The sequence below is a fragment of the Prevotella corporis DSM 18810 = JCM 8529 genome (assembly GCF_000430525.1).
Classification (GTDB): domain Bacteria; phylum Bacteroidota; class Bacteroidia; order Bacteroidales; family Bacteroidaceae; genus Prevotella; species Prevotella corporis.
On sequence record NZ_AUME01000025.1, the window covers coordinates 1 to 24,177 of the forward strand.

General features: G+C 38.4%; 20 protein-coding genes and 1 tRNA gene. 14 read left to right on the forward strand and 7 right to left on the reverse strand.

Annotation, left to right across the window (positions count from 1 at the left end):
- Together H515_RS0105530 and H515_RS0105535 are read right to left on the reverse strand one after the other, a co-directional pair.
- Positions 1–267, reverse strand: a 267-nt coding sequence (locus H515_RS0105530) for an ISAon1 family transposase N-terminal region protein (RefSeq protein ID WP_028901686.1), incomplete at its 3' end; no start/stop codon positions are given.
- A 146-nt stretch (positions 268–413) separates the two neighbouring features.
- A tRNA-Met gene (locus H515_RS0105535) sits at positions 414–486 on the reverse strand.
- A 748-nt stretch (positions 487–1,234) separates the two neighbouring features.
- Here H515_RS0105535 and H515_RS13035 point away from each other — a divergent pair.
- From H515_RS13035 to H515_RS0105550, 3 genes are all read left to right on the forward strand, one after another.
- Complete coding sequence (locus tag H515_RS13035; RefSeq protein ID WP_051274679.1) at positions 1,235–1,873, forward strand: TetR/AcrR family transcriptional regulator; 639 nt, start codon at positions 1,235–1,237, stop codon at positions 1,871–1,873.
- 22 nt (positions 1,874–1,895) lie between these two features.
- Positions 1,896–2,642, forward strand: coding sequence for a 3-oxoacyl-[acyl-carrier-protein] reductase (gene fabG / locus H515_RS0105545; protein ID WP_025876306.1), 747 nt, complete (start codon positions 1,896–1,898; stop codon positions 2,640–2,642).
- A 91-nt stretch (positions 2,643–2,733) separates the two neighbouring features.
- The gene (locus H515_RS0105550) at positions 2,734–3,402 is read left to right on the forward strand and encodes an RluA family pseudouridine synthase (RefSeq protein WP_025876308.1); all 669 of its coding nucleotides are present in this window, start codon (positions 2,734–2,736) and stop codon (positions 3,400–3,402) included.
- A gap of 318 nt (positions 3,403–3,720) precedes the next feature.
- Here H515_RS0105550 and H515_RS0105555 read toward each other — a convergent pair whose 3' ends face one another.
- The 4 genes from H515_RS0105555 to H515_RS0105570 all read right to left on the reverse strand — a co-directional run bounded on the left by H515_RS0105555 (position 3,721) and on the right by H515_RS0105570 (position 9,237).
- A complete protein-coding gene (locus tag H515_RS0105555; protein ID WP_025876310.1) occupies positions 3,721–5,868 on the reverse strand; it encodes a peptidylprolyl isomerase in 2,148 nt (715 codons plus the stop codon).
- 102 nt (positions 5,869–5,970) lie between these two features.
- Positions 5,971–7,227 carry a hemolysin family protein gene (locus tag H515_RS0105560; protein WP_025876312.1) on the reverse strand — a complete coding sequence of 419 codons (1,257 nt, stop codon included), beginning with the start codon at positions 7,225–7,227 and terminating at the stop codon, positions 5,971–5,973.
- A gap of 7 nt (positions 7,228–7,234) precedes the next feature.
- Positions 7,235–7,894, reverse strand: a complete 660-nt coding sequence (gene lptC / locus H515_RS0105565; RefSeq protein WP_025876314.1) for an LPS export ABC transporter periplasmic protein LptC — start codon at positions 7,892–7,894, stop codon at positions 7,235–7,237.
- A gap of 35 nt (positions 7,895–7,929) precedes the next feature.
- Positions 7,930–9,237, reverse strand: coding sequence for a membrane protein (locus H515_RS0105570; protein ID WP_025876316.1), 1,308 nt, complete (start codon positions 9,235–9,237; stop codon positions 7,930–7,932).
- Between the two features lie 135 nt (positions 9,238–9,372).
- On the opposite strand from H515_RS0105570, the gene H515_RS0105575 reads away from it, so the two are divergent.
- The 4 genes from H515_RS0105575 (at position 9,373) to H515_RS0105590 (ending at position 15,957) form a co-directional block, all read left to right on the forward strand.
- Positions 9,373–10,554: an Lnb N-terminal periplasmic domain-containing protein gene (locus H515_RS0105575; protein WP_028901688.1), complete on the forward strand. Its 1,182-nt coding sequence runs from the start codon at positions 9,373–9,375 to the stop codon at positions 10,552–10,554.
- A gap of 12 nt (positions 10,555–10,566) precedes the next feature.
- Positions 10,567–10,926 carry a hypothetical protein gene (locus H515_RS0105580; protein ID WP_028901689.1) on the forward strand — a complete coding sequence of 120 codons (360 nt, stop codon included), beginning with the start codon at positions 10,567–10,569 and terminating at the stop codon, positions 10,924–10,926.
- A 90-nt stretch (positions 10,927–11,016) separates the two neighbouring features.
- Positions 11,017–14,373, forward strand: coding sequence for a preprotein translocase subunit SecA (secA, locus tag H515_RS0105585; RefSeq protein ID WP_025876318.1), 3,357 nt, complete (start codon positions 11,017–11,019; stop codon positions 14,371–14,373).
- 276 nt (positions 14,374–14,649) lie between these two features.
- On the forward strand, positions 14,650–15,957 hold the full coding sequence (locus H515_RS0105590; RefSeq protein WP_025876320.1) for a hypothetical protein: 1,308 nt from the start codon (positions 14,650–14,652) through the stop codon (positions 15,955–15,957).
- 448 nt (positions 15,958–16,405) lie between these two features.
- On the opposite strand, the gene H515_RS0105595 is transcribed toward H515_RS0105590, so the two are convergent.
- Complete coding sequence (locus H515_RS0105595) at positions 16,406–17,221, reverse strand: DUF5715 family protein (RefSeq protein WP_025876321.1); 816 nt, start codon at positions 17,219–17,221, stop codon at positions 16,406–16,408.
- A gap of 107 nt (positions 17,222–17,328) precedes the next feature.
- Between H515_RS0105595 and H515_RS0105600 the strand changes: the two genes are divergently transcribed.
- The 7 genes from H515_RS0105600 to prfA all read left to right on the forward strand — a co-directional run bounded on the left by H515_RS0105600 (position 17,329) and on the right by prfA (position 24,130).
- Positions 17,329–18,303: a PhoH family protein gene (locus H515_RS0105600; RefSeq protein ID WP_025876323.1), complete on the forward strand. Its 975-nt coding sequence runs from the start codon at positions 17,329–17,331 to the stop codon at positions 18,301–18,303.
- The gene (locus H515_RS0105605; RefSeq protein WP_025876325.1) at positions 18,300–19,247 is read left to right on the forward strand and encodes a phosphoribosylaminoimidazolesuccinocarboxamide synthase; all 948 of its coding nucleotides are present in this window, start codon (positions 18,300–18,302) and stop codon (positions 19,245–19,247) included. Before H515_RS0105600 ends, H515_RS0105605 begins: the two co-directional genes overlap by 4 nt.
- Before the next feature lie 104 nt (positions 19,248–19,351).
- Entirely contained in the window at positions 19,352–20,086 is a 735-nt protein-coding gene (gene ubiE / locus H515_RS0105610; protein ID WP_025876327.1) for a bifunctional demethylmenaquinone methyltransferase/2-methoxy-6-polyprenyl-1,4-benzoquinol methylase UbiE, read from the forward strand.
- Positions 20,087–20,098: 12 nt separating this feature from the next.
- The gene (locus tag H515_RS0105615; protein WP_025876329.1) at positions 20,099–20,845 is read left to right on the forward strand and encodes a shikimate dehydrogenase family protein; all 747 of its coding nucleotides are present in this window, start codon (positions 20,099–20,101) and stop codon (positions 20,843–20,845) included.
- 31 nt (positions 20,846–20,876) lie between these two features.
- Positions 20,877–22,043 (forward strand): AIR synthase-related protein, encoded by a 1,167-nt coding sequence (locus H515_RS0105620; RefSeq protein WP_025876331.1) that lies wholly within the window; start codon positions 20,877–20,879, stop codon positions 22,041–22,043.
- Entirely contained in the window at positions 22,043–23,002 is a 960-nt protein-coding gene (locus H515_RS0105625; protein WP_028901691.1) for a membrane protein, read from the forward strand. The genes H515_RS0105620 and H515_RS0105625 overlap by 1 nt, the downstream gene beginning before the upstream one ends.
- Before the next feature lie 18 nt (positions 23,003–23,020).
- Positions 23,021–24,130 (forward strand): peptide chain release factor 1, encoded by a 1,110-nt coding sequence (gene prfA, locus H515_RS0105630; RefSeq protein WP_025876333.1) that lies wholly within the window; start codon positions 23,021–23,023, stop codon positions 24,128–24,130.
- The last annotated feature ends 47 nt before the right edge of the window (positions 24,131–24,177 follow it).

Here is a 24,177-nt window from a genome sequence, read left to right on the forward strand (position 1 = left end):
CTTGCCCGTGCGCAAATCCGTCCATCGTCTGCGACGAATTTTCAAGATCACCTTATGGCCTCGAATAGGGAAGTCGGTTATATTAACTGCTTCCATGAACCCCTTGGACTCGAAGGTGGCATTACCTGACAAAGTCTTGTCCATACGTTCGTCAAGACTAATATGAAACTCAGGTCCAACCTCGCAGACAGAAACGATAGTAAAATAATCTAATATTTGAGAAGGCAAAACAAGAGTTGCCAAGGTGCGTAACATTTTTTCTTCCATAATGCGAAGGTCGGAATTATTAAGATAAATAACAAATTATTCCCCCATTGATTTTCTACTGAGCCTTAATTGTAAGTTTATAGTCTAATAATCAATTTTAGGTTAAAAACAAAAAATAAGGTGTAGATAATTCTACACCTTAACTGTTGCGGAGGCAGGACTCGAACATGCGACCTCCAGGTTATGAGCCTGGCGAGCTACCAACTGCTCCACTCCGCGATATTTACCATTTTGCAATCATTGTGAATATATCACCTTCTTGAATGCGAGTGCAAAGGTACTACTTTTTTCTCAATTAACCAAATTTCATTTTGAAAAAAATTCGTTATGCATATTTTTCACTCATTAAATTTAGCTGTATTCTTCGTGTATTGGCATGTCTTACAATTATATTCGCATACTTTAGAAATCTATTGTTTTAATAAATATACATTTCTCAGACTAATTAAAATCGGCCAAAAAGAACAGAAGGCACTCTCCTATCGATCGTTTTTCAACTACAGCTCTGCAAAAGGTGACCTTTTGAACGGTAATAGGTGTCAAATGATTGATTAAAAGATGACCTTTCGTGCCATGAGAACTATCATGTTAATTATCAGGAGATTGCAGTTACATTCTTTTAGGGCAGCCTTGTTTATTTTTATTAGCCTGAATTACAAAAAATAGCCATTAGAAATTCATGCATAAAGATGACATTTTTTCAACTCAAATTGAATTGACATTTGAACGAGTTTCGAAAATTGAATTAACTAAATCAACCAAACATAGTTTTAAAATACGATGTATATAAATTACGTTAATGGCAAAGATCAGTATGCGTTTTAAAAATACACCATCACTCATTGTAATAAGCTAAATCCAATGAATCGAAGTTTTTTATTAAATAATTTGTCAATTAATATTTTTTTTCTACTTTTGCACATACTATTTGTATTGTGCAAATAGTCCTAACTTAAGGATAAAAAAGATGTCTATTTCAAAAACAAGACAAAAATTAGTAGATGTTGCCCGGCAATTATTTGCCAAGAACGGTATTGCAAATACCACAATGAATGATATTGCCAAAGCATCTGGTAAAGGCCGTCGCACTCTTTATACCTATTTTAAAAGTAAAGACGACGTCTATTATGCTGTAATAGAAGCTGAACTTGAAAGATTGTCAGACAAGCTCGACGAAGTTGCAGCCAAAAAGATACCCCCTCATGATAAAATCATAGAGCTCATCTATACACACCTGAGCATGATAAAGGAAACTGTCATGCGCAATGGTAATTTACGGGCAGAGTTTTTCCGGAATATCTGGATGGTTGAGAAGGTCAGAAAAAACTTTGACGAAGATGAAATAGAACTTTTTCAAAAAGTATATACAGAAGCCAAGGCTGACGGCGATTTCGATATAGACAATGTTAAACTGGTAGCAGACATAACCCACTATTGTATCAAAGGCTTGGAAGTACCTTTCATTTATGGCCGATTGGGACATGGCTTAACAGAAGAAACAAGCCGCCCATTAGTTGCTAAAGTCGTCTATGGCGCCTTGGGAAATAAAGGAGTTAAACAGATTCCAGAGGATTCATCCATTAACCACAACATATACAATCATTAATAAATTAAAGAATAAATAACAAATGGGATTATTAACAGGAAAAACAGCCCTTATTACAGGAGCTGCAAGAGGAATTGGAAAAGCAATTGCATTGAAATTTGCAGAAGAGGGTGCAAACATAGCATTCACTGACCTTGTCATTGATGATAACGGAAAAGAAACCGAGAAAGAAATACAAAAGATTGGCGTAAAATGCAAGGGATATGCAAGTAATGCTGCGGACTTCGCACAAACGGAAGATGTTGTTAAACTTGTTAAGGAAGAATTTGGCAGTATTGATATTTTAGTAAACAATGCAGGAATTACCAAAGACGGGCTCATGATGCGCATGACCGAAAATCAATGGGATGCCGTCATTGCAGTCAACCTTAAGAGCGCTTTCAATTTTATCCATTCATGCCTTCCAATCATGATGCGACAGAGATATGGAAACATCATCAATATGGCAAGCGTTGTCGGAATCCACGGAAATTCAGGACAAGCAAATTACGCAGCTTCAAAAGCGGGGCTAATTGCCTTGGCAAAAAGTATTGGTCAAGAGATGGGGCCAAAAGGTATTCGAGCCAATGCCATTGCCCCCGGATTTATTGATACAGCAATGACTCAAGCATTGCCTGATAACATTCGTAAAGAATGGATTTCTAAAATTCCACTTCGTCGGGGCGGTAATACAAATGACATCGCAAACACGGCCCTGTATCTTGCTTCAGACCTTTCAAGTTATGTTTCTGGACAAGTCATTCAAGTCGATGGCGGAATGAACATGTAATCTTGATTATAATAAATTGACAAAATTGTTTCCTAAAAATTAATTGGAAACAATTTTGTCAATTTTATATTAACATTTAATTCAATTTAAATTGACTCCTCTTTACGAAGATAACCATATTATCATTGTTTACAAAGAATGTGGTGAGATAGTGCAAGGTGATAAAACTGGGGACACTCCACTTTCTGAGTCTGTTAAACATTGGCTGAAGGAAAAATATGATAAGCCAGGTAATGTTTTCCTTGGTGTTGTGCACAGACTTGACAGACCTGTCGCTGGAATAGTCGTTTTTGCAAAAACATCAAAAGCACTAAAAAGACTGAATGATATGTTTCGCAAGGGTGAAGTGTCGAAGACATATTGGGCAATCGTTCAGAATGCCCCAGAAAAACAAGATGAGACATTAATCAATTGGCTTGTTCGTAACGAAAAGCAAAACAAGAGTTACGCCCATGAAAACGAAGTACCAAACTCGAAGAAAGCCATTCTACATTACAAAGTTTTAGGATCGTCAGACCATTATACCTTATTGGAAATTAATCTCCAGACAGGACGTCATCATCAAATTAGGTGTCAACTTGCCCACATGGGCTGTACCATCAAAGGAGATTTGAAATATGGAGCGAGGCGTAGCAATCCAGATGGGGGAATTTCACTCTTGGCCCGACGAATAGAGTTTGTGCACCCGGTTTCTCATGATAAGATAATGGTAGAAGCTCCCCTACCCAATGAAAAATTATGGCAAGAAATTACCCCCTGATGACGATAGATTTTATGTTAGTGGGGTTATACTGAACTATAGCATATTTTTCAAGCTGAAAAGTATCATACTGTTCGACATGTAATCATGTCTCGCCAATTCAAGATTCCTCCAACATTAAATTGAGGCATAATAGATATCTGATAGGCTAAAACATACCTATATTTCCGACCACAGAATTCAAAATCACATCGTTACATCATAAATGCTGATGATGTAACAAAAATGCTGTCGGTTGAACTCCCTATTAAGGTGAGGAAGTTGAACCGACAGTAATTACTAATCGTATCTTATTTTTTATAAGGCTTCTATTATATATTAGAAGAAGATGTAACGGTGGTCAACAACGTTTGACTTCAAGATAAGATCTTGGATAAAGTTGCCAACATATTGCATACTCTGTTGAGCACACTGTTGCATCTGAACCGATTCATTATATTTAGAGCCTACGCGCATTGCCTTCTTAGTAACCTGGAACATATAAACACCAGAGTTTCCTTTCACTGGTGCTTTGCAGAACTTGCCTACCGGTGTAGCAGCGACAGCCCCAGACAAAGCTGGCTCAACTGCGCCCATACCCTGGATAAATACCGGTGAAGCAAATGTTATCTGGTTAACAGTGCTAACTTTCGCACCTTTAGCCTGAGCCGCAGCAATACTGTTTACACCTTTCAATTTAGCAATCAGCTTTTCAGCCTTCTTGTCTTTCATCACCTCACGTTTAAGCATCTCCTTCACTTCAGGATCATCCCATGTTCTATAACCCTGTGGATGAACCTTAGTCAATGAAACTACCATAAAGTGATCATTATTACCACACTCATACAGAGGCGAAACATCACCTTCCTTGGCATCAAAAATCCACTTCAAGGCATCACGAGTACCACGAACACCAACAACATTATGCTCTGCAGTTGTGATATTCTTCTGTTCTTGAACCTTGTAGCCGTACTTAGAAGCATTCTTTTCTATATCCGCAAGTGTAGTACTCTTGGCAACAAATTCAGAAAACTTATTGAATGCCATGCCACGTGTATCTTTAGAGAAATCAATAACTTTCTTTATAACAGCTGCAGTTGTCTTTGTCTTTAAGGCACGCTTGTCAAGTACCTGGAGAATGATATTTCCCTGTGACAAGGCAATATTACTTACTTTGGTAATCTCGGCATTCATAATTGCATTAATGAATTGACGGTTTTCCTGATTCATAGAGGTGGCATGCTCATACTGCGAGCCAGTAAACCATACTTTCTCACCCGTCTGACCATATCTTTTAGCAATGGCTTCAAAATCTGCACCATTAGAAAGAGCCTTCTGAATAGAGTCTGCCTTTGACTTGGCAATTTCTGATGTCGCTGCAGCAATCTGAATCTGACGGAACTGTACAGAGTCTGGCAACTGAGCTTTATTCATCACACGGATGATGTTCAATGTGTTGTCCTTTTTGTTTTCAGTGACGGCAGTCGTACCAACACCCAAAGAATCAATCTTAGATGCAATGTCAGGATATGCCTGATAAGCTGCACTACTTACAGGTAAACCAAGATATGGAATTTCGCTACCACTCTTACTTACAACCTGTGATGGATCAGCAGCCTGGCTCAACTGTTGCTGGAGATTTTTCATTTCCTTAACTATAGCATTTCTGTCAGAGGCACTCGCCATAATCTGGAAATCAACATATTTAATATCTCGCGTTTCAACTGTTTGACGAAATGCAGGCTTTAATTCCTCATATTTTGCTTTCAAGTCCTCATCAGAGATTGTAACATCCGCATCCTTAATTGAGCTGTATGGCAATGATGCCAACTGGATTTCAGCTTCTTCATTTTGTTCTGTGAATGCCATTTTGGCTTCTGCCTTGTTTGAAAGCACGCAACTTGCCACCAATGCTTGATATTTCTGACCTAAAAGCTGGGTACGTAGGTTCTTTTCTACAAACATCCAATAGTTATAGGCAACTTGCATTTGCTCTGCCTGCTGAGGGTTCGATGATTTCGCTTTATTATATCCCTCCAGGAACTGTTTCAAAGTATTAACATCAAAGCGACCTGTCTGTTGGTTAATGAAAGGTGTTTGAGCCAATAACGGGTTGGTGCCGTCATTCAACACTGCTTGCAACTCATCTTCGGTAACAGTAAGTCCAACTTTCTCTGCATCTGCCTGAAGCACCTTGTTGCTAACCAACTGTTGCCAAACCTGATCTTTCACTTGATTCAATTCATCTTCTGACAAATTATCACGCTGCATGGTAAACTTTATAGCATCCTGATATTCATCAACCATTTTTTGGTAGTCTTGTACATTGACCTTCTCACCTGAGATTTCGCCAACTTGCTGTCTGGCTTCGCCCTTAATACCATTGCAAGAGCGGAATGCCTCTTCAGCAATAAATGCAAAAAGGCCCAAACCGATAATTACAATCAGTGTGATTCCTCTGCGTCTAATTTTTCCTAATGCTGCCATTTTATTATAATTTTGTATTTTTATTTAATGCTAACTTTGGCAAATTGCCTACAAAAATACGAAGAAAAAGAGAATTATTATAATCTTTTACAAAGAAATCTTTTATAAATCGACTTTTAGCTTAACTAATTCTATTTTTGTCATTGTACTCTTGATGATTTTAAACTTAAACTTGCCTATTTGAATCTCTTCATTCAGTTTTGGAAAACTTTGGTAATTGTGTAAGATGAGCCCTCCCAATGTCATGTACTCATCACTATCAGGCAACTGAAGTTCGAAAAGATTATTAATTTTATCAATCTCCAAACGTGCGGAGAGCAGATACTCGTTCTCTCCTGTCTGTTTTGCTATATACTTATTACTGTCATGTTCGTCTTCTATCTCACCAAATATTTCTTCGACGATATCTTCCAATGAGACGATACCACTGGTACCGCCAAATTCATCAACAACCACTCCTAAGCTTTTTTTCTGCTGCAAGAAAATCTTCATCAACTTTTGGGCAGCCATTGTCTCTGGCACAAAGGGCATTCGACGAATATGAGATTTCCAATCATCACGATTTCGAAACATTTCAGAAGAATGGATATAACCTTCTATATGATCGATATCGTCATTATATACTATTATCTTCGAGTTACCACTTTCAATGAACATCTGTTGCAACTCATCGATTGAACAGGATTTATCAACGGCATTGATCTCCGTTCTCGGCACCATGCAGTCTCTTACTTTTGTATCGGTAAATTCCAAAGCATTCTGAAAAATTTTCACCTCTTCTATCTTGCCTGTATCTTTAGCATTCTCAATAGAACTTTGTACAAGGTAGTCCAGTTCTACTTTTGTGAATGTTCCGTCGCTCTTCTGCTCGGTGATTTTAACACCAAAACATCGAAGCATGATACGTGAGAGCAAAGTAGAGAATCGACTGATAGGCCAAAGGATGATGAAAAACGCATAAGCCGTGGGGGCAAATAACGTGAGCAATTTATTGGGATTGCTCTTGAAGAAAGCTTTAGGAAGAAACTCTCCTGTGAACAGAACAATAATTGTTGACAAAATAGTGTTGAGCAATACTTGCGTAGCAGGTGCAAAGTCCAAGAATATAGTCTTGTTAAAAAGTTCGGCAAATAAAATACCATACAAGACAAGCACAATGTTATTACCAACCAACATGGTAGAAACAAATCCGTTGGGATTGTGAAAAAAGACTTGAATACACCTTTGAGCAATTCCTCTTTTGCCTTTATCCATCTCAGCAAGCATTCGGTTGCTTGACACAAATGCGATTTCCATGCCTGAAAAAAATGCAGACAAGACCAAGGAAAAAAAAATGCCTATGACTAAACTAATATCCAATTTTTATTTATCTTTTAATTACTGGCCCCTTCAGCTTATCGTGCCTAACGGTATCAATATTCAAGGTTGACTGTATGGCAGATTGGTCTCCGCCTGAAGAAAATTCTCTTTTGTCTATAATACTCCAACCTTTTATCTGTCTAATCTCGTAATTTGTCATTTGTTCATCACTCTTAAACCAGTTGCCCTCAAGCTCCTTGTCGGGTGTCTTTAGGTGAGAATATGTATTTGACCAAATCAGATGATTTTGTTCATCCCAAAACAGATTGTTCGTTTGAAACTCAACACCCTGTGAAGTTAAGATTCTTACGTGCCCATTGAGCTTCCAGCGTCTGTCTTTATCGAAATAAACGGCCGTATCACTCTGAATATAACCTACAACATGTTTGGTGAGATCGAATTGTGTAAGAAGGATTCCCTTATTGAATATCCAACGAGAAGGATTCTTATTTTCATTAACTTCCCACTCTTCAGCAACGACGCGATATTTAATTACCCCTGAATCAGAAATGAGCGTATTAACACCATAAGTCACCATTACAGGGACAGAATCCTTGTCACGAATTGCAGGCGCTGTATGCTCATACCCTTCTGAGCATGATGCTAAAAAGGACAGAAATAAGCATATTAATAACAAGTAGGTAAACAAAAGATGAGTAAACCTCATAATAACAGTTTATGAACGAAAAAATCTCAAAGTTGCTATTCTACTTTAAATTTAGCGAACCAACGCTCGTTGAAAGTGAGGCCGATATTGATACGATACATGTTTTCTTTGATAAGCCCTTTCGCATTCTGATTAACCCATTCGCCGCTGATATTCAAAATGCTTCTATTGTTATATCCATTAACAATAGGGATTCCAAAGCCAATACTTGCAGATATTTCACGTGGTCCATCCTGACCATTTATCTTTAAATAGGATGTGGCATAGCTAACACCTGCCCTATAATGAATTCGATTAAAGAAACCTCTGTACCTCTCCCCCTTACAATATTCACCACCTAAAGTATATTTGTGTCTATTATTGAATAATCCACTTGTAATAGAATAATTAGCAACATTATTTACGACTTTAAACTGTGGCATTTCAATATTTTTCCATTGTTGCAATTGGTAGTCAAATCCAATCTTCAACCGATTATTATGATTCAGTAAGAAACCAACACCATAAGTGTGAGGAATGCTCAACACATTGTTAGTAGAAAAATGTGTGGTATCGGACACTAACGTCTGTTGGTTTGTAGAAATCACGTCACAAGTAGCGTCGGCTCCCAACTTATGCCCCAAAGTATATGACGCACCTAAGTTTATCTCATCTTTAGAGGAAACTCTTTGGGTGAACTGTAATCCAAAGTCTAGTTTATAACTCTTAATATCAGCGGAATACGTCTTTGATAATGTGTTTATATAATTGTCGCTATAACGGTTTACAATATCACGATTCAAAGATCCCCAGAAATAAGAAACATTAGCACCAAACGAAACGCACTTGAAAGGTTCCCAACCAAAGCCGAGATACACTTGACGAAGTCCGCCTTTACCAGAAAAAGTATTTGAGTAAGTTGCATTGGGGGAAGAAGGGTTTTGGAAAGCATTGACATTTTCAGTGTTGCTATAGTTATAACCGACGTTGCTATAGGGGATTAAGCCGAAACTAACACCAACATGTTTAAAAGCCCTAAAAGCAGCAACCACATATTCAAGATTACCATTATTGGCATTCTTCCTATGACTATTCTCTTCAAAGTTAGTCATTTGCAAACTGACTCCAGCATCAAAGATAAATGTCAAGGAGTCCAACGATGAGTAAGAAGCTGGGTTTTGATGGTTAATTTGATTATGTTCATGAAAACCATATGCTAATCCATTCATTCCTCTGTTAAAACCAGTTGATTGAGGAGCAAGTGTTCCAAGACCAAATTGGCTGTAGGGAGAGTTGGTTCCGCTTTGCGCCAATGAATTTAGGGAGATGGTCAGCAAAATAGCAGCTGCAAATATCTTTTTCATCAGTTTGTTAATTTCAAAAATAAACTGCGCAAAGTTATGAAAAAAAATCGACATATTTGAAAAAGTATATACTATTTTGTTTTTTAATAAGCTTTCTTTGCGATGTCATTCTTTTTAACTACCTTTGCGACGCAAATGAAGAAAGATTATTTATATATTGTATTTAGCATTTTGCTATCAGCTTTCCAGCTGAGTGCAAACGCGCAAACTGTCACCTATTCCGACTCTGTTGAAATATCTTTGCTCACTTGCTCTCCTGGAAAAGAAATTTGGTCTCACTATGGTCATACCGCCATAAGATACAACGACTATCAAAATGGTAACGACCTGGCTATTAATTATGGACTATTCTCTCCAAGCCAACCCTACTTTATTCTCCGTTTTATCTTTGGACTGACGGATTACCGTGTTGGCATTGAGCCAATGGGAGCATTCCTTGAACAATATAAATACGAAGGACGAGGAGTTATTGAACAAAAACTAAAACTTACTAAAGAAGAGAAATATAAGATTTTCATGGCTTTAAAAGAAAACTTAAAGCCCGAAAACCTTGTTTACCGTTATAATTATTTTTACGATAATTGCACGACAAGAGCTGAAAGGATGCTACTTGATCACATAAATAGGAAAATTACAACCGAAAGTAAGGGGTACTGTTCGGAAAATACATACAGGGAATGTATCCACAAATGGAACAGTAATTATAAGTGGGCTCAATTTGGAGAAGACTTGTTACTTGGTCTAGAAGCGGATGAACCATTTGATACTCATTCAAAGGCCAACTTCCTTCCCGATAATTTAAGAAAATTCTTCAATTATTCGAAAAATAATGGAAAGCCTTTAGTAAAAACAACTATCCAACTCCTAAAAGCGGACAATTATAATACGGGGACAGAAGGGTTTCCAATCTCCCCCATTCAGGTTTCCATTATTTTTGCTATTATTGCAGCTATAGCGCTGATATTAAGGTGGAATACAAATGGCTCTCTATGGTGGATATGGGATTTGTTTCAGATGATTGTATCTGGAATAATTGGAATGATTCTTTTTGCAATGATATTTTCTAAACACCCTTGCGTGAACTTGAATTTTATCATCTTTATCTTCAATCCACTTTGCCTCGTTTTCCTCATCCCTTCAATAAAGAAAACAAAGCAAGGACTCAAGGACTGGTGGTGGACTTTCTGGGGAATATTTATCATCTTAGGATTAACAGGCTGTTTCTTTCAAAGAATACCATTCCCCGTTGTAATTGTGGCATTGTTTTTGCTTTTAAACTGCATTATGCATCATAAAGGAGTAAAAGTTCTCCGATAAAGAACATTATTAATGAACAAATACATTACCGCACTATTTGTAGTGTTAGCAGCAACTGGCGTTGAAGCACAGACTTATAAATCTGCGCTTAAAGCTGCGTTGGAGAATTGCTCTTTGGAGGAAATATATCATCATGTAGAGCAATGTGGTATAGAGACCGAACTTCTACCAATTATTGAAGCTTTCAAGAATATTCAAAAAGAGAAGAAAAAAACACCAACATATAGTAAGGCCAATCTCCTTGTTTGCGAGGATAACACTTCCAAATCTTTTAATGATATTCTCACAAACTATAATAAACAAACACACATATATTTACAGAATCCATCGAATAATGGAACTATTATCATTCGTGCCCCAAACATGAATTGATTTGTTATTAACGAACCAACATATTATTAAGTAGTAAATATTTATATTAATGAGAAGAAAGATCCCTCTTCCAAATAACGAAACAACAAAATGAATTTAAATAAAATCTTAAAGTCACTATTTGGTGACAAATCTACCCGTGATATGAAACAGATTCAGCCTTTCGTTGAGAAGGTGAAAGCTACATATCCAGAAATTCAAGCTCTTTCCAACGATGAACTTCGTGCGAAAACCAAAGAAATTCAAAAATTCGTACAAGATGCAGGAAAGGAAGAACTTGATAAGATTGCCAAACTTCGCGAAACTATTGAAGAAACACCTATCGATGAGCGCGAGGAGATTTTTGATAAGATTGATAAACTTGACAAAGTCGCACTCGATAAGTACGAGGAAGCATTGAACGAAGTAATGCCCGTTGCTTTTTCCATCATCAAAGACACCGCACGCAGATTTGCAGAGAACGAGGAAACGATTGTTACAGCTACCGACTTTGACCGTGAATTAGCCGCCGATCCGCATAAGGACTTTATCACAATAGACGGTGACAAAGCCATCTATCACAACCATTGGACTGCTGGAGGCAACGACCTGAAATGGGAGATGATACATTATGACGTACAGCTTTTTGGAGGTGTGGTTCTGCATCAAGGCAAGATTGCAGAAATGGCAACAGGAGAAGGAAAAACACTTGTGGCCACACTACCGGTATTCCTCAATGCTCTGACCGGGAACGGCGTACATGTGGTAACAGTGAACGACTATTTGGCAAAACGCGACTCGGAATGGATGGGGCCACTTTATGAGTTTAACGGATTATCAGTTGATTGCATTGATAAACACCAACCAAACTCAGAAGAACGCCGTAAAGCCTATCAAGCTGACATCACTTTTGGCACAAACAATGAATTCGGTTTCGACTACCTTCGCGACAACATGGCCGTTTCTCCGGCAGACCTTGTGCAACGTCAACATAATTACGCTATCGTTGATGAGGTTGACTCAGTTTTGATTGACGATGCACGTACACCTCTTATTATCAGTGGGCCAGTACCCAAGGGAGATGACCAAATGTTCGAGGAATACCAGCCCTTAGTAGAGAAACTCTTTGAGGTTCAGCGCAAGCAAGCAACAGAATTACTCTCCGAGGCCCGCCACAAAATTGTTGAGGCAGCTAACATCAAAGACGACAAAGCCCGCCAAGCAATGCTCGAAGAAGGCTTTTTAGCTCTTTATCGTTCTCACAAAGCACTTCCGAAAAACAAAGCTCTCATTAAGTTTCTTTCAGAAGAAGGAATCAAGTCAGGCATGTTGAAAACGGAGGAATTCTATATGGCCAACAACAACCGTGAAATGCCGAAGGCTGTTGAACCCCTCTATTTTGTTACCGACGAAAAACTAAACTCCAGCGATTTAACAGACAAAGGTGCCGCCTGGTTGGCTAAGCAAGTTAATGATGACAAATTGTTCGTGTTGCCAGATATAACAACCGAACTATCATTGCTTGAGAAGGAAAAGAACGATAAGAAGATCGACGAGCAAGAATATATCGACAAGAAGGATACTATGATGGCAAATTATGGTGTCCAAAGTGAAAGAGTTCATACATTACAGCAATTACTCAAGGCTTACACCATGTTTAATAAAGACGACGAATATGTTGTCTTAAACGGTGAGGTTAAAATTGTCGATGAACAAACAGGTCGCATCATGGAAGGCCGCCGTTGGAGCGACGGATTACATCAGGCTGTTGAGGCAAAGGAACACGTAAAGGTTGAAGCAGCTACACAAACTTTTGCAACTATCACTTTACAGAATTACTTCCGTATGTATCACAAACTTGCCGGAATGACGGGTACTGCATCGACAGAAGCTGGTGAGTTCTGGGACATATACAAATTGGATGTTGTTGAGATTCCGACAAACAGACCTATACAGCGACACGACATGGAAGACCGTGTTTACAAGACTGCAAGAGAAAAATACTCAGCTGTTATCGAAGAGATTGAGTCTATGCGCAATAGTGGTCGTCCATGCCTGGTGGGTACAACTTCTGTTGAAATCAGTGAATTACTTAGCAAGATGCTCAACATGCGCAAAATACCACATCAGGTACTTAATGCCAAGCAGCATTTGAAAGAAGCTCAGATTGTTGCTGAAGCTGGACGCTCAGTAAATGGCCTTGGAGCTGTCACCATCGCCACCAATATGGCTGGTCGTGGAACTGATATCAAATTATCACAAGAGGTTAAAGAGGCTGGTGGTTTAGCAATCATTGGAACTGAGCGCCATGAAAGTCGCCGTGTTGACCGCCAGTTGCGTGGTCGTGCTGGTCGTCAGGGAGACCCGGGTTCATCTGTATTCTATGTGTCATTAGAGGACAAGCTGATGCGTCTCTTTGGTTCAGAACGAATTGCCAAAGTAATGGATCGTCTCGGATTTGAGGAGGGAGAGCGCATTGAAAGTTCTATGATTTCAAGTAGCATTGAGCGTGCACAGAAAAAGGTTGAGGAGAATAACTTTGGTATTCGTAAAAGATTGCTTGAATATGATGATGTGATGAACAAACAACGTACGGTTATTTATGAAAAACGCCGTCACGCATTAATGGGTGAACGCATCGGTATGGATATTTCCAATGTCATTTGGGATCGTTGTGTCAATATTGTTGAAAACAATGATTACGAAGGATGTAAAGAGGATTTCCTGAAGGTCCTCGCAATGGAATGCCCATTCAGCGAGGAAGAATTTAACAGTGTTGCCCATACTGAACTTTCAGAACGCAGTTTCCAAATGGCAATTGAGACTTTTGAGCGAAAAACAGAACGTATTCAGACCGTCGCATGGCCAATAATCAAGGATGTATATGAAAACCAAGGTGCTATGTATGAGCGAATCATGGTGCCAATCACTGACGGTAAGCGGGTTTATAACATTCCTTGCGACTTGAAAGAAGCATACGATACTGAAGCGAAATCTGTCGTCAAACAGTTCGAGAAGGTTATTCTACTCCACCTCATCGATGATGACTGGAAAGAAAATCTCCGCCAACTTGACGAGTTGCGTCACTCTGTTCAAAACGCCTCATACGAGCAAAAGGACCCGCTGCTCATCTTCAAACTTGAGAGTGTGAAACTCTGGGATAACATGATTAACGATTTAAACAACCGCACCAGCAGTGTTCTCATGCGTGGTCAGATACCTGAAATGCAGCAAGAACAACAAGTTCAGGAAGCTGCGCCTGAGCAAAGATCTCAACGTTACAATGAGCAGAAAGAAGAATTGATCGATGAGAACCAACAGGCTGCCGCCCACCATGACACCAGAGAGAACGCAGACCAGCCGAACAGGACTCCTTATCGTGCTGAGAAGAAACCACGTCCAAACGACCCATGTCCATGTGGAAGTGGTAAAAAATTCAAAAACTGTCATGGGCGCAATTTAAGATAGACTAAATAATTAATAAGTTTCTATTCCCACAAAATTTCCCAGGAATAGAAACTTATTATTTTAAGAAATACTAATACATCAAAAACATTATCACACAGATGAACTATTTCCATTTAATTATGCGCCAATTGGTCCATTAGGTCGCAAGTCTTTTATTGTACGATTTCCATACATATTACATCCACTGACCATGTTTGTTTAATAAAATATAAAAGCAGCATAAAGTATCAGCAAAGTCCATTGTTGGTATTGATTTTTTACTAAGTTTGCGAAACGATGGATATCTTTATTAAAAAACAGGTAATCATGAAAAATGATCTCTTGAAATCACTCTTTTTATTTATTTTCGTTGGAATATCTTGTATGGCATCTTCCCAAATGGTGTCAAAACCTCTAAAACAAATTCCGAAAGCTGAAACAATGGTCCTCTGTGTCGGGACTATTCACCATCAACATGGAAGCAATCCTAACTATACTTATGCCGACCTTTACAGAATATTAAAAAAATACCAGCCAGATGTTATCTGCTTGGAGATACCGCCATCCTATTTTAGAACAAAACCATATTTGAAGGAAATGACACTGGGTGCCATTTACGGATTAGAACACGGTGCAAAAGTTTATCCGATTGATTGGTGGTCTGAAGGTAATCCGAGAGCCGAACGCAAAGAGTATATGAAAACCGAAGATTATGAAATCAAACAGAAAATGTTGGATTCGCTTTCGCTTTCAGACTCCGTAATGCGTAGATTTGAGAAGGTTTATGGTACAATAGAGCAAGTTTTCAAAGAAAATACAATGGGATATCGTTTTTTTAATGGAAAGGATTATAATTCTTATGTGAAAAATATGTATGGCGGACTTATCACAGTCTTTGGCGATGGATGTATGAATTTGTATTCCGAACAACGCAATGAAAAGATGATGGAAATGATAAATACTGCTATAGATAGCAATCAAGGGAAACGAGTAATAATTCTGACTGGAGCCGAACACAAATATTATTTTGATAATGCGTTGTCAGACCGAAAAGGTGTTCGTTTAAGGCAATTGGCTGACTTTATGCCTTTGGGCAATGAAGCGATGACGCAGGAAATGGAGCAGTACTTGGAACTGGGACTCTCTGATGAATATTATACGAACAAAGAAATAATGTATTGGTCTGCCTTAATTCCTTTCTTGCATGGTCCGAACATGGACGAAAATCCGTACAGTATCCATGCTGAAGCTCTGAAAAAGGCAGAGAAAATCATCAAGAAATGGGAACAATCTTCTGCAAAGAACTCTGTTTTGCTGTATTTCAATCAGGCATGGTATCATCTTTGTACGAAAAATTATAAGACCGCCATTGCATTTTCAGATAAAACCATGAAATATCTGGGAGACGTTCCTTTGGAACTAAAAAACTTTATTATTCCGTTCTTTTGGCGTAATCTCGGCTTTTGTTATGATTTACAAGGAAAGAGAAAGCAAGCTGTACGCGCTTATCTAAAAGGCATCAAATACTGTGAGGAAAAGAAAATGGATACCAAAAATATTGAATACATATTTAAGGACTATGATAAAGTTGCCTATCACATATAGGTTGCCGTCTTATTAATTTATAGAATATTGCTTCGATCTGACTTAATACTGCGCACATCCCCTATTCTCAAATTTGCGTTTTTGTCATAACGGATCTATCGCATACGGTCGTTTGCTATTTTCTCAACTATGATACCCTGTGTCAATGGGTAGTATCTGATTAAAATTTTAACTCCAATCCATATAAGATAAAAAAGATTTACCGAACAGCATAATAACAAAGTCTTACAACACACTTTGCAAAAGGTCACGTATGAGGAAGTAAAAGATGAGCTTCGGGTACTCCAAAGGTAACCAATCATCATGCGGTACCATAACGACTCAACGTTCCCTATGAATTTTCTTACAAAAGATACTTTCTCATAGGATTCAAAGAGGAGAATTTCAAAACAGCAAAGATGGGCTAATGCAGGAATACAACTCTATTGAATACCATATTCCAACTTGATTATCTCACAGTAACATGAAAACAGCCTTGATGTTTCTCATATTTAATATAGCAGCGCTCCTGCCTACGCAAATCATTAAGCACTTCGCTCAACACCCATTTCAAGGTATCATCGCGAACTGTACGCGTAATGGAACTGTACTTATTGTAGGCAATGTCAAATGTTGTCCCATGCAGATGACAACTATTTTCGGTAGCATTACCATTATGGCGTCTCAGTTTCTCGACATCTTCTTTTGTGCGAAGGACGCTCGTCACTAAAAATTTGTTTAGGGGAATCTTCTTAATCTGCAAACTATCCATGAAATTTCGTCCGATGTCCTGAAGAAGAATAGCTGCTCTTGGCACAAGATAAGGAATACTATTTGATAATTTCTTCACATCATAATACGGACTGGCTGCCATATAAACTAGCTCCTTTTTCCTGTTTTCAGCATCAATCCTATTCATAACTGGCTTTACTCCATAGCGCAACGCAGAGGGCAACTGAACATTTTGAGAATCAGGAAAACTTTTTTCATAGCTTACAACGCCTAGGATTTTATTTTCTCTAATTTTGTGGTCAGCGTCGAAAAACAAAGAGGATTGTCTCGACAAAACATTGGACTGCCGATAAATATTTACCGACTCTGCATTTTGCTTGTTGAACTGTGGAATTATCTGAATATTGATAGAATCTTCATTTTCTGCTATTTGATCGTTATATTTTTTTTTTACTATCGAAGGAAAAATGATGCGCACGAGAGCTAATACCATTGTTCCAATAATGAACACTATCAAAAAGCGATTTTTCGTTATTTTAAGCTTGGTTTTCATCTCCGCAAAGGTAATAATAAAATGAGAATTATGAATTATGAATTAAGAATTATTTGTGCGATTCGCTATTTTATATTAACTTTGCGCTTTATAAATATATATAAAAGTTGATAGAAAAGCATATTATTCTTGAAGATATTGATCCCGTAGTGTTCTATGGGATTGGCAATTCCCATCTCCAGATGATAAAGTCGCTTTATCCAAAGCTAAGGATTGTTGCAAGAGACAATATCATCAAGGTACTCGGAGATGAGGCAGAAATAGCTAAAATTGAGGAACATATCGAAAAAATGCAAAGGCATATTGTGAAGTACAACACAATAGCAGAGGAAGATATACTTGACATCATCAATGGCAGACAGTTAAAGGCTGAAGCTGTAAAGGGTGTTTTGGTTTATTCTATTTCAGGGAAGCCCATAAAAAGCCGTTCCAAGAATCAGCAAGAATTAATTGATGCCTTCAACTCGAACGACATGGTATTTGCTGTAGGCCCGGCAGGAACTGGAAAAACCTATCTTAGCATAGCCCTGGCCGTCAAAGCGCTCAAGGAAAAGACAGTCAAACGCATTATTCTTTCACGCCCAGCGGTTGAGGCTGGTGAAAAATTGGGATTCCTTCCTGGAGACATGAAAGAAAAGATCGACCCATACCTTCAGCCATTGTACGATGCGCTCGAAGACATGATACCAGCTGTCAAACTACAAGACATGATGGAGAAGCATGTGATTCAGATAGCTCCACTTGCCTTTATGAGAGGTAGGACGTTAAACGACGCCATTGTAATATTGGACGAAGCACAAAACACAACACCTGCCCAAATAAGAATGTTCCTTACTCGTCTGGGATGGAATTCAAAGATGATTATAACTGGTGACATGACTCAGATAGATTTGCCTCATAATCAAATAAGTGGTCTGAAGGAAGCTTTGAGCATTCTTTCCACCACTGAAGGCATTTCTGTTATCAATTTAAATCAGAAAGATATCGTGAGACATAAGTTAGTTACGAAAATCGTGACGGCTTATGAGGCTTTTGACAAGAAAAAATCGGAAAAGAACGACTCTATAAATTTAACAAAATGAACGCATTAACAAAAACCAATTTCCACTTTGATGGACAAAAAAGTGTTTACCATGGTAAGGTACGTGATGTTTATGACATTGACGACGACCTCATTGTAATGGTGGCTACCGATCGTATTTCGGCTTTTGATGTCGTATTGCCAAAAGGAATCCCATTCAAAGGCCAAGTTTTAAATCAAATTGCTGCAAAATTCTTAGACTTAACAACTGACATCTGCCCTAACTGGAAGTTGGCAACACCAGACCCAATGGTAACAGTGGGGTTGAAGTGCGAAGGCTTTCGTGTTGAAATGATTATTCGCTCAATTCTAACTGGCTCTGCTTGGAGAGAATATAAAAAAGGATGCCGCGAGATTTGTGGGGTAAAATTACCTGATGGAATGAAAGAAAATCAACGATTCCCAGAGCCTATCATAACTCCAACAACTAAAGCAGACGAAGGCCATGACTTGAACATTTCAAAAGAGGAAATTATCAAACAAGGCATCGTTTCTGAAGAAGATTATAACATCATTGAGGACTGGACCCGTAAACTCTTCGCCCGTGGACAGGAAATTGCAGCCAAGCAAGGACTTATTCTTGTCGATACGAAATATGAATTTGGAAAACGTAACGGGCAATGCTATCTTATCGATGAAATTCACACTCCTGACTCAAGCCGTTATTTCTATGCAGACGGTTATGAAGAGAAGTTTGCCAAAGGTGAGCCACAGAAGCAATTGTCAAAAGAATTTGTTCGCCAATGGCTCATTGATCATAACTTCATGAATGAACCCGGACAGGTAATGCCAGAAATTACAGACGAGTATGCGGAAAGCGTAAGCGACAGATACATCGAATTGTACGAGCATATTACTGGCGAGAAATTCAGCAAGGCCAATAATGAAGATATTGAAAAGCGGATAGAAAAGAACGTAAAAGCTTACCTTCTTTCAAGAAAATAAAGTTGAGCACTTGGCTTTGCCATTCATTCTGAAATACTGCAACTACAAAATTGTATGATTGAGATTGTATTAGGGTGTAGCAAAGCCAATAACCATTTGACAGCGTGTATAAACAAGAAAAGATAAATCCTTACAACAAGCAAGGCGATAAAGGAAAATTGGTTGAGGAAATGTTTGATAACATTGCCCCAACCTATGACACGCTAAATCATAGATTATCATGGGAAATTGATAAAAGATGGAGGAAGAAAGCTATCAAACAGTTGCTTCCCTATCAGCCTCAAAGTATATTGGATATTGCCACAGGAACGGGCGATTTTGCAATACAGTCGGCAAAGATGTTGAAACCAAAAGCTATAATAGGTGCTGACATCTCAACGGGAATGATGGAAATTGGGGAAAAGAAAGTTAAAGAGGAAGGTCTTGAGAAAATCATCTCTTTCCAAAAAGAGGACTGTCTTAATTTATCATTTCCATCAAATACGTTTGATGCTGTTACTGCGGCTTTTGGTATTCGCAACTTCCAGGATTTGGATAGAGGCTTAGAAGAAATGCACAGGGTCTTGAAAGTTGGCGGACATTTGTGTATCATCGAATTAACGACTCCTATAAGTTTTCCCATGAATCACCTCTTCAAAATCTACTCAAAAATCGTTCTTCCGTTATACGGTCGAATCATTTCGAAAGACAGAAGTGCCTATGACTATTTGAACAAGACTATTGCCGCATTCCCACAAGGCGAGACAATGATGAAAATCTTCAAAGAAGCTGGATTTTCAAAAGCATCATTTACACGCCTCACTTTTGGAATCTGCACTATGTATATAGCAGAAAAGTAAATATATTTTCTTATGGATAAATACGGACTGATTGGTTATCCATTGGGACATTCATTCTCTATTGGATACTTCAATGAAAAATTTGAAAATGAAGGTATTAATGCCCAGTACATTAATTATGAAATTCCAAAGCTTGACAACCTATTGGAGATTATTAATTCAACACCAGAATTAAGGGGACTCAATGTCACTATTCCATATAAGGAACAGGTTTTGAAGTATTTGGATTATGTCAGTCCAGAAGCAAAGGCCATAGGTGCGGTAAATGTCATCAAAGTTGAACATAAAGCATCCAAAACCATTCTGAAAGGCTTCAACAGTGATGTTATCGGCTTTACTAAGAGTATAGAGCCTCTTTTAGAGCGCTATCACAAGAAAGCACTGGTGTTGGGGACAGGAGGAGCAGCAAAGGCTGTTTATTTCGGCCTGAAATCACTTGGTTTGGAGCCACGATATGTTTCACGCAGGAAAAGTTTGGAAGGGTTAACCTATTATGATTTATCTCCCAAAGTAATAAAAGAGTATAATGTCATCGTAAACTGCACCCCGCTGGGAATGTATCCTAAAGTTGAAGAATGCCCAGAACTCCCCTACGAGTCTATGGACAGCCATACTCTATTGTACGACTTAATATACAATCCTGACGAAACTCTTTTTATGCGGAGAGGAAGACTTAATGGAGCGACAGTTAAAAATGGTTTGGAAATGTTACTTCTTCAAGCCTTTGCAACGTGGGACTTTTGGAATGGTAAAGAATAATAGAAATCAAGAAATAAAATTATCAAATATTATGGACAACAGGTACGCAATGCGCGGAGTCAGTGCAGCTAAAGAAGACGTGCATAATGCAATTAAGAACATAGACAAGGGAATTTTCCCACAGGCATTTTGCAAAATTATTCCAGATATCCTTGGAGGTGATCCAGAATATTGCAACATCATGCATGCTGATGGCGCAGGAACAAAATCTTCATTGGCTTATCTCTATTGGAAAGAGACTGGCGACTTGAACGTATGGCGCGGAATTGCCCAAGACGCCATCGTCATGAATACCGACGACCTTTTGTGCGTTGGTGCTGTTGACAATATTTTAGTGTCTTCAACAATAGGCAGAAATAAAATGCTTGTTCCAGGCGATGTGATCTCCGCCATCATCAATGGCACAGATGAATTGCTGGCAGAAATGAGAGAAATGGGCATCGGAATCTATCCTACTGGAGGAGAAACAGCTGATGTCGGCGACTTAGTTCGAACCATTATTGTTGATTCGACAGTTACTTGCCGTATGAAACGGTCAGACGTAATCGACAATGCCAATATTCGTCCGGGAGATGTCATTGTGGGATTAAGCTCTACAGGACAAGCAACCTACGAAAAGAATTACAATGGAGGCATGGGAAGCAATGGCTTGACAAGCGCCAGACATGACGTCTTTGCGAAATATTTGGCCAATAAATACCCAGAAAGCTATGACCATGCTGTACCAGAAGAGCTTGTCTATAGCGGCAAATATAAATTGACAGACGAAGTCGCTAATAGCCCTGTCAATGCTGGAGAGTTAGTCCTATCTCCTACCCGCACCTATGCTCCTGTTATCAAATGCATACTTGATAAATTGAGAAAAAATATTCACGGTATGGTTCATTGTACTGGTGGTGCGCAGACAAAAGTATTGCACTTTGTCAATAATAATTGCAAAGTCATCAAAGACAACATGTTCCCGATACCTCCTTTATTCCATGCCATAAAAGAATGCAGTGGAACGGATTGGAAGGAGATGTATCAGGTATTCAACATGGGACACCGAATGGAAATTTATGTTCAGCCCGAATTTGCAGAGCAAATCATAGAAATAAGCAAATCATTCAATATTGAGGCACGGGTAATTGGACACGTTGAAGAAGGAAGCAAGAGTTTGATCATTGAATCTGACTACGGTAAATTCGAATACAAATAATGACTATAAAAGAAGCAATACTAAAAAGTCTCGAGGATTTTCCTTGTGGAGCCAGATATAGAGAAGTTTATCAAAATATAATTGATAAAGGGATTTTTACTTTTAACAAAGAGGCAAAAACTCCTTGCGATACGGTTAGTGGAACTTTGAGTACAATGGCAAAGGAAAACGACATACGCATAAAACGTTTTTTGAATGAAGATAATTACTACTGCTATTATTTGTCCAAATACGAAAGTTATATTGAGAACAAACCTATAAAACCGTCGTCGAATAAAATAAATTCTGCTTCCTATAACGAAAGAGATTTGCACCCCATTTTATGCAAATATCTTGATTACTTAGGAATTTTACCCAAAACTATATACCACGAAAAGTCTAAAAAGGGTGAAGAACATCAAAAGTGGGTACATCCAGATATTGTAGGCGCACAATTCATTGAAAGAAAAAACAAAGTCTCAAATTCACTCTTTAAGGCTTTATCTAAGACTACATCTTTAAAACTCTATTCGTATGAGTTGAAGAAAAGAATTGATAATGACTATGACTTAAAAAAATGTTTTTTTCAAGCTGTATCAAATTCTAGTTGGGCAAATTATGGATATTTAGTTGCGTTTGAAATAAATGAAAGCTTAAAAAAAGAATTAGAACGTCTAAACAATTCTTTTGGAATTGGTTTTATTTTATTAAAAGCCGAACCTCATGAAAGTCAAATTTGGTTCCAGGCAAAAGATAAGAATCTCGATTTTAGCACAATAGACAAGTTGTGTGAAATAAATCTGGATTTCAAAGAATTTATAAAACACGTAGAAGCAACTTTAACAGCAGACGAGAAACATTTTGAATCCTCAAAGATCTCTTTACAATACTTTTGCGACAAATTTCCCAAAACAGAACAAGAAATTATAGAATATTGCAACAAACATAAAATTCCGATAGCAGTTGAAGATAATAATTAAATAAAATTATAATAGCACATGGCAGAAAACAACATATTAGAGAAATTAGATGGTCTCGAAGCCAGATTTAAAGAGGTTTCAACACTCATCACCGATCCTGACGTCATTGCAGACCAGCCCAGATACGTTAAACTCACAAAGGAATACAAAGACCTTGGAGACATAATGGGTGCGCGAAAACGATATATAAATTGCATCACAACTATCAAGGAAGCTAAGGATATTCTGGCGAACGAGAGCGATCCTGACATGAAAGAAATGGCACGGTTGGAATTAAGCGAGAACGAAGAGCTACAACCAAGTTTGGAAGAAGAAATAAAGCTTCTACTTGTTCCAAAAGATCCAGAAGATGATAAGAATGTTCAGATGGAGGTGAGAGCAGGAACTGGTGGCGATGAGGCTGCTCTCTTTGCGGGAGACCTTTTCAGCATGTACAAAAAGTTCTGCGATAAGAAAGGATGGACCTTATCAGTGACATCGGTGTCAGAAGGTGCAGTTGGAGGTTTTAAAGAAATCGACTTTGCCATATCGGGAGAAGGTGTTTACGGTGTGCTGAAATACGAATCAGGAGTTCATCGGGTTCAACGCGTCCCAGCTACGGAAACCCAGGGTAGGATGCATACATCAGCAGCTACAGTTGCCGTATTACCAGAAGCGGACAAATTTGAGGTGAACATCAATGAGGGGGATATTAAGTGGGATACATTCCGTTCAAGTGGTGCTGGTGGGCAAAATGTCAACAAGGTAGAATCAGGAGTGCGGTTACGCTACCCATGGAAAAATCCAAATACAGGAGAGGTGGAAGAAATTCTCATTGAATGTACTGAAACACGAGATCAACCAAAGAATAAGGAACGTGCACTTTCACGCTTGCGCACTTTTATTTATGATAGAGAGCATCAAAAGTATGTAGATGATATTGCAAATCGTCGTAAGAGCCTTGTTTCGACTGGAGACAGATCGGCTAAAATCAGAACATACAACTATCCACAAGGCAGAGTGACGGATCACAGAATTGGATATACGACCCATGATTTGCAAGGTTTCATGAATGGTAATATCCAAGAAATTATTGACGCACTCACTGTTGCTGAGAATGCAGAGAAACTTAAAGAATCAGAACTATAAAACATTAAACTCTCTCATCTTTTCTAAAGGTGAGAGATAATTTTAAA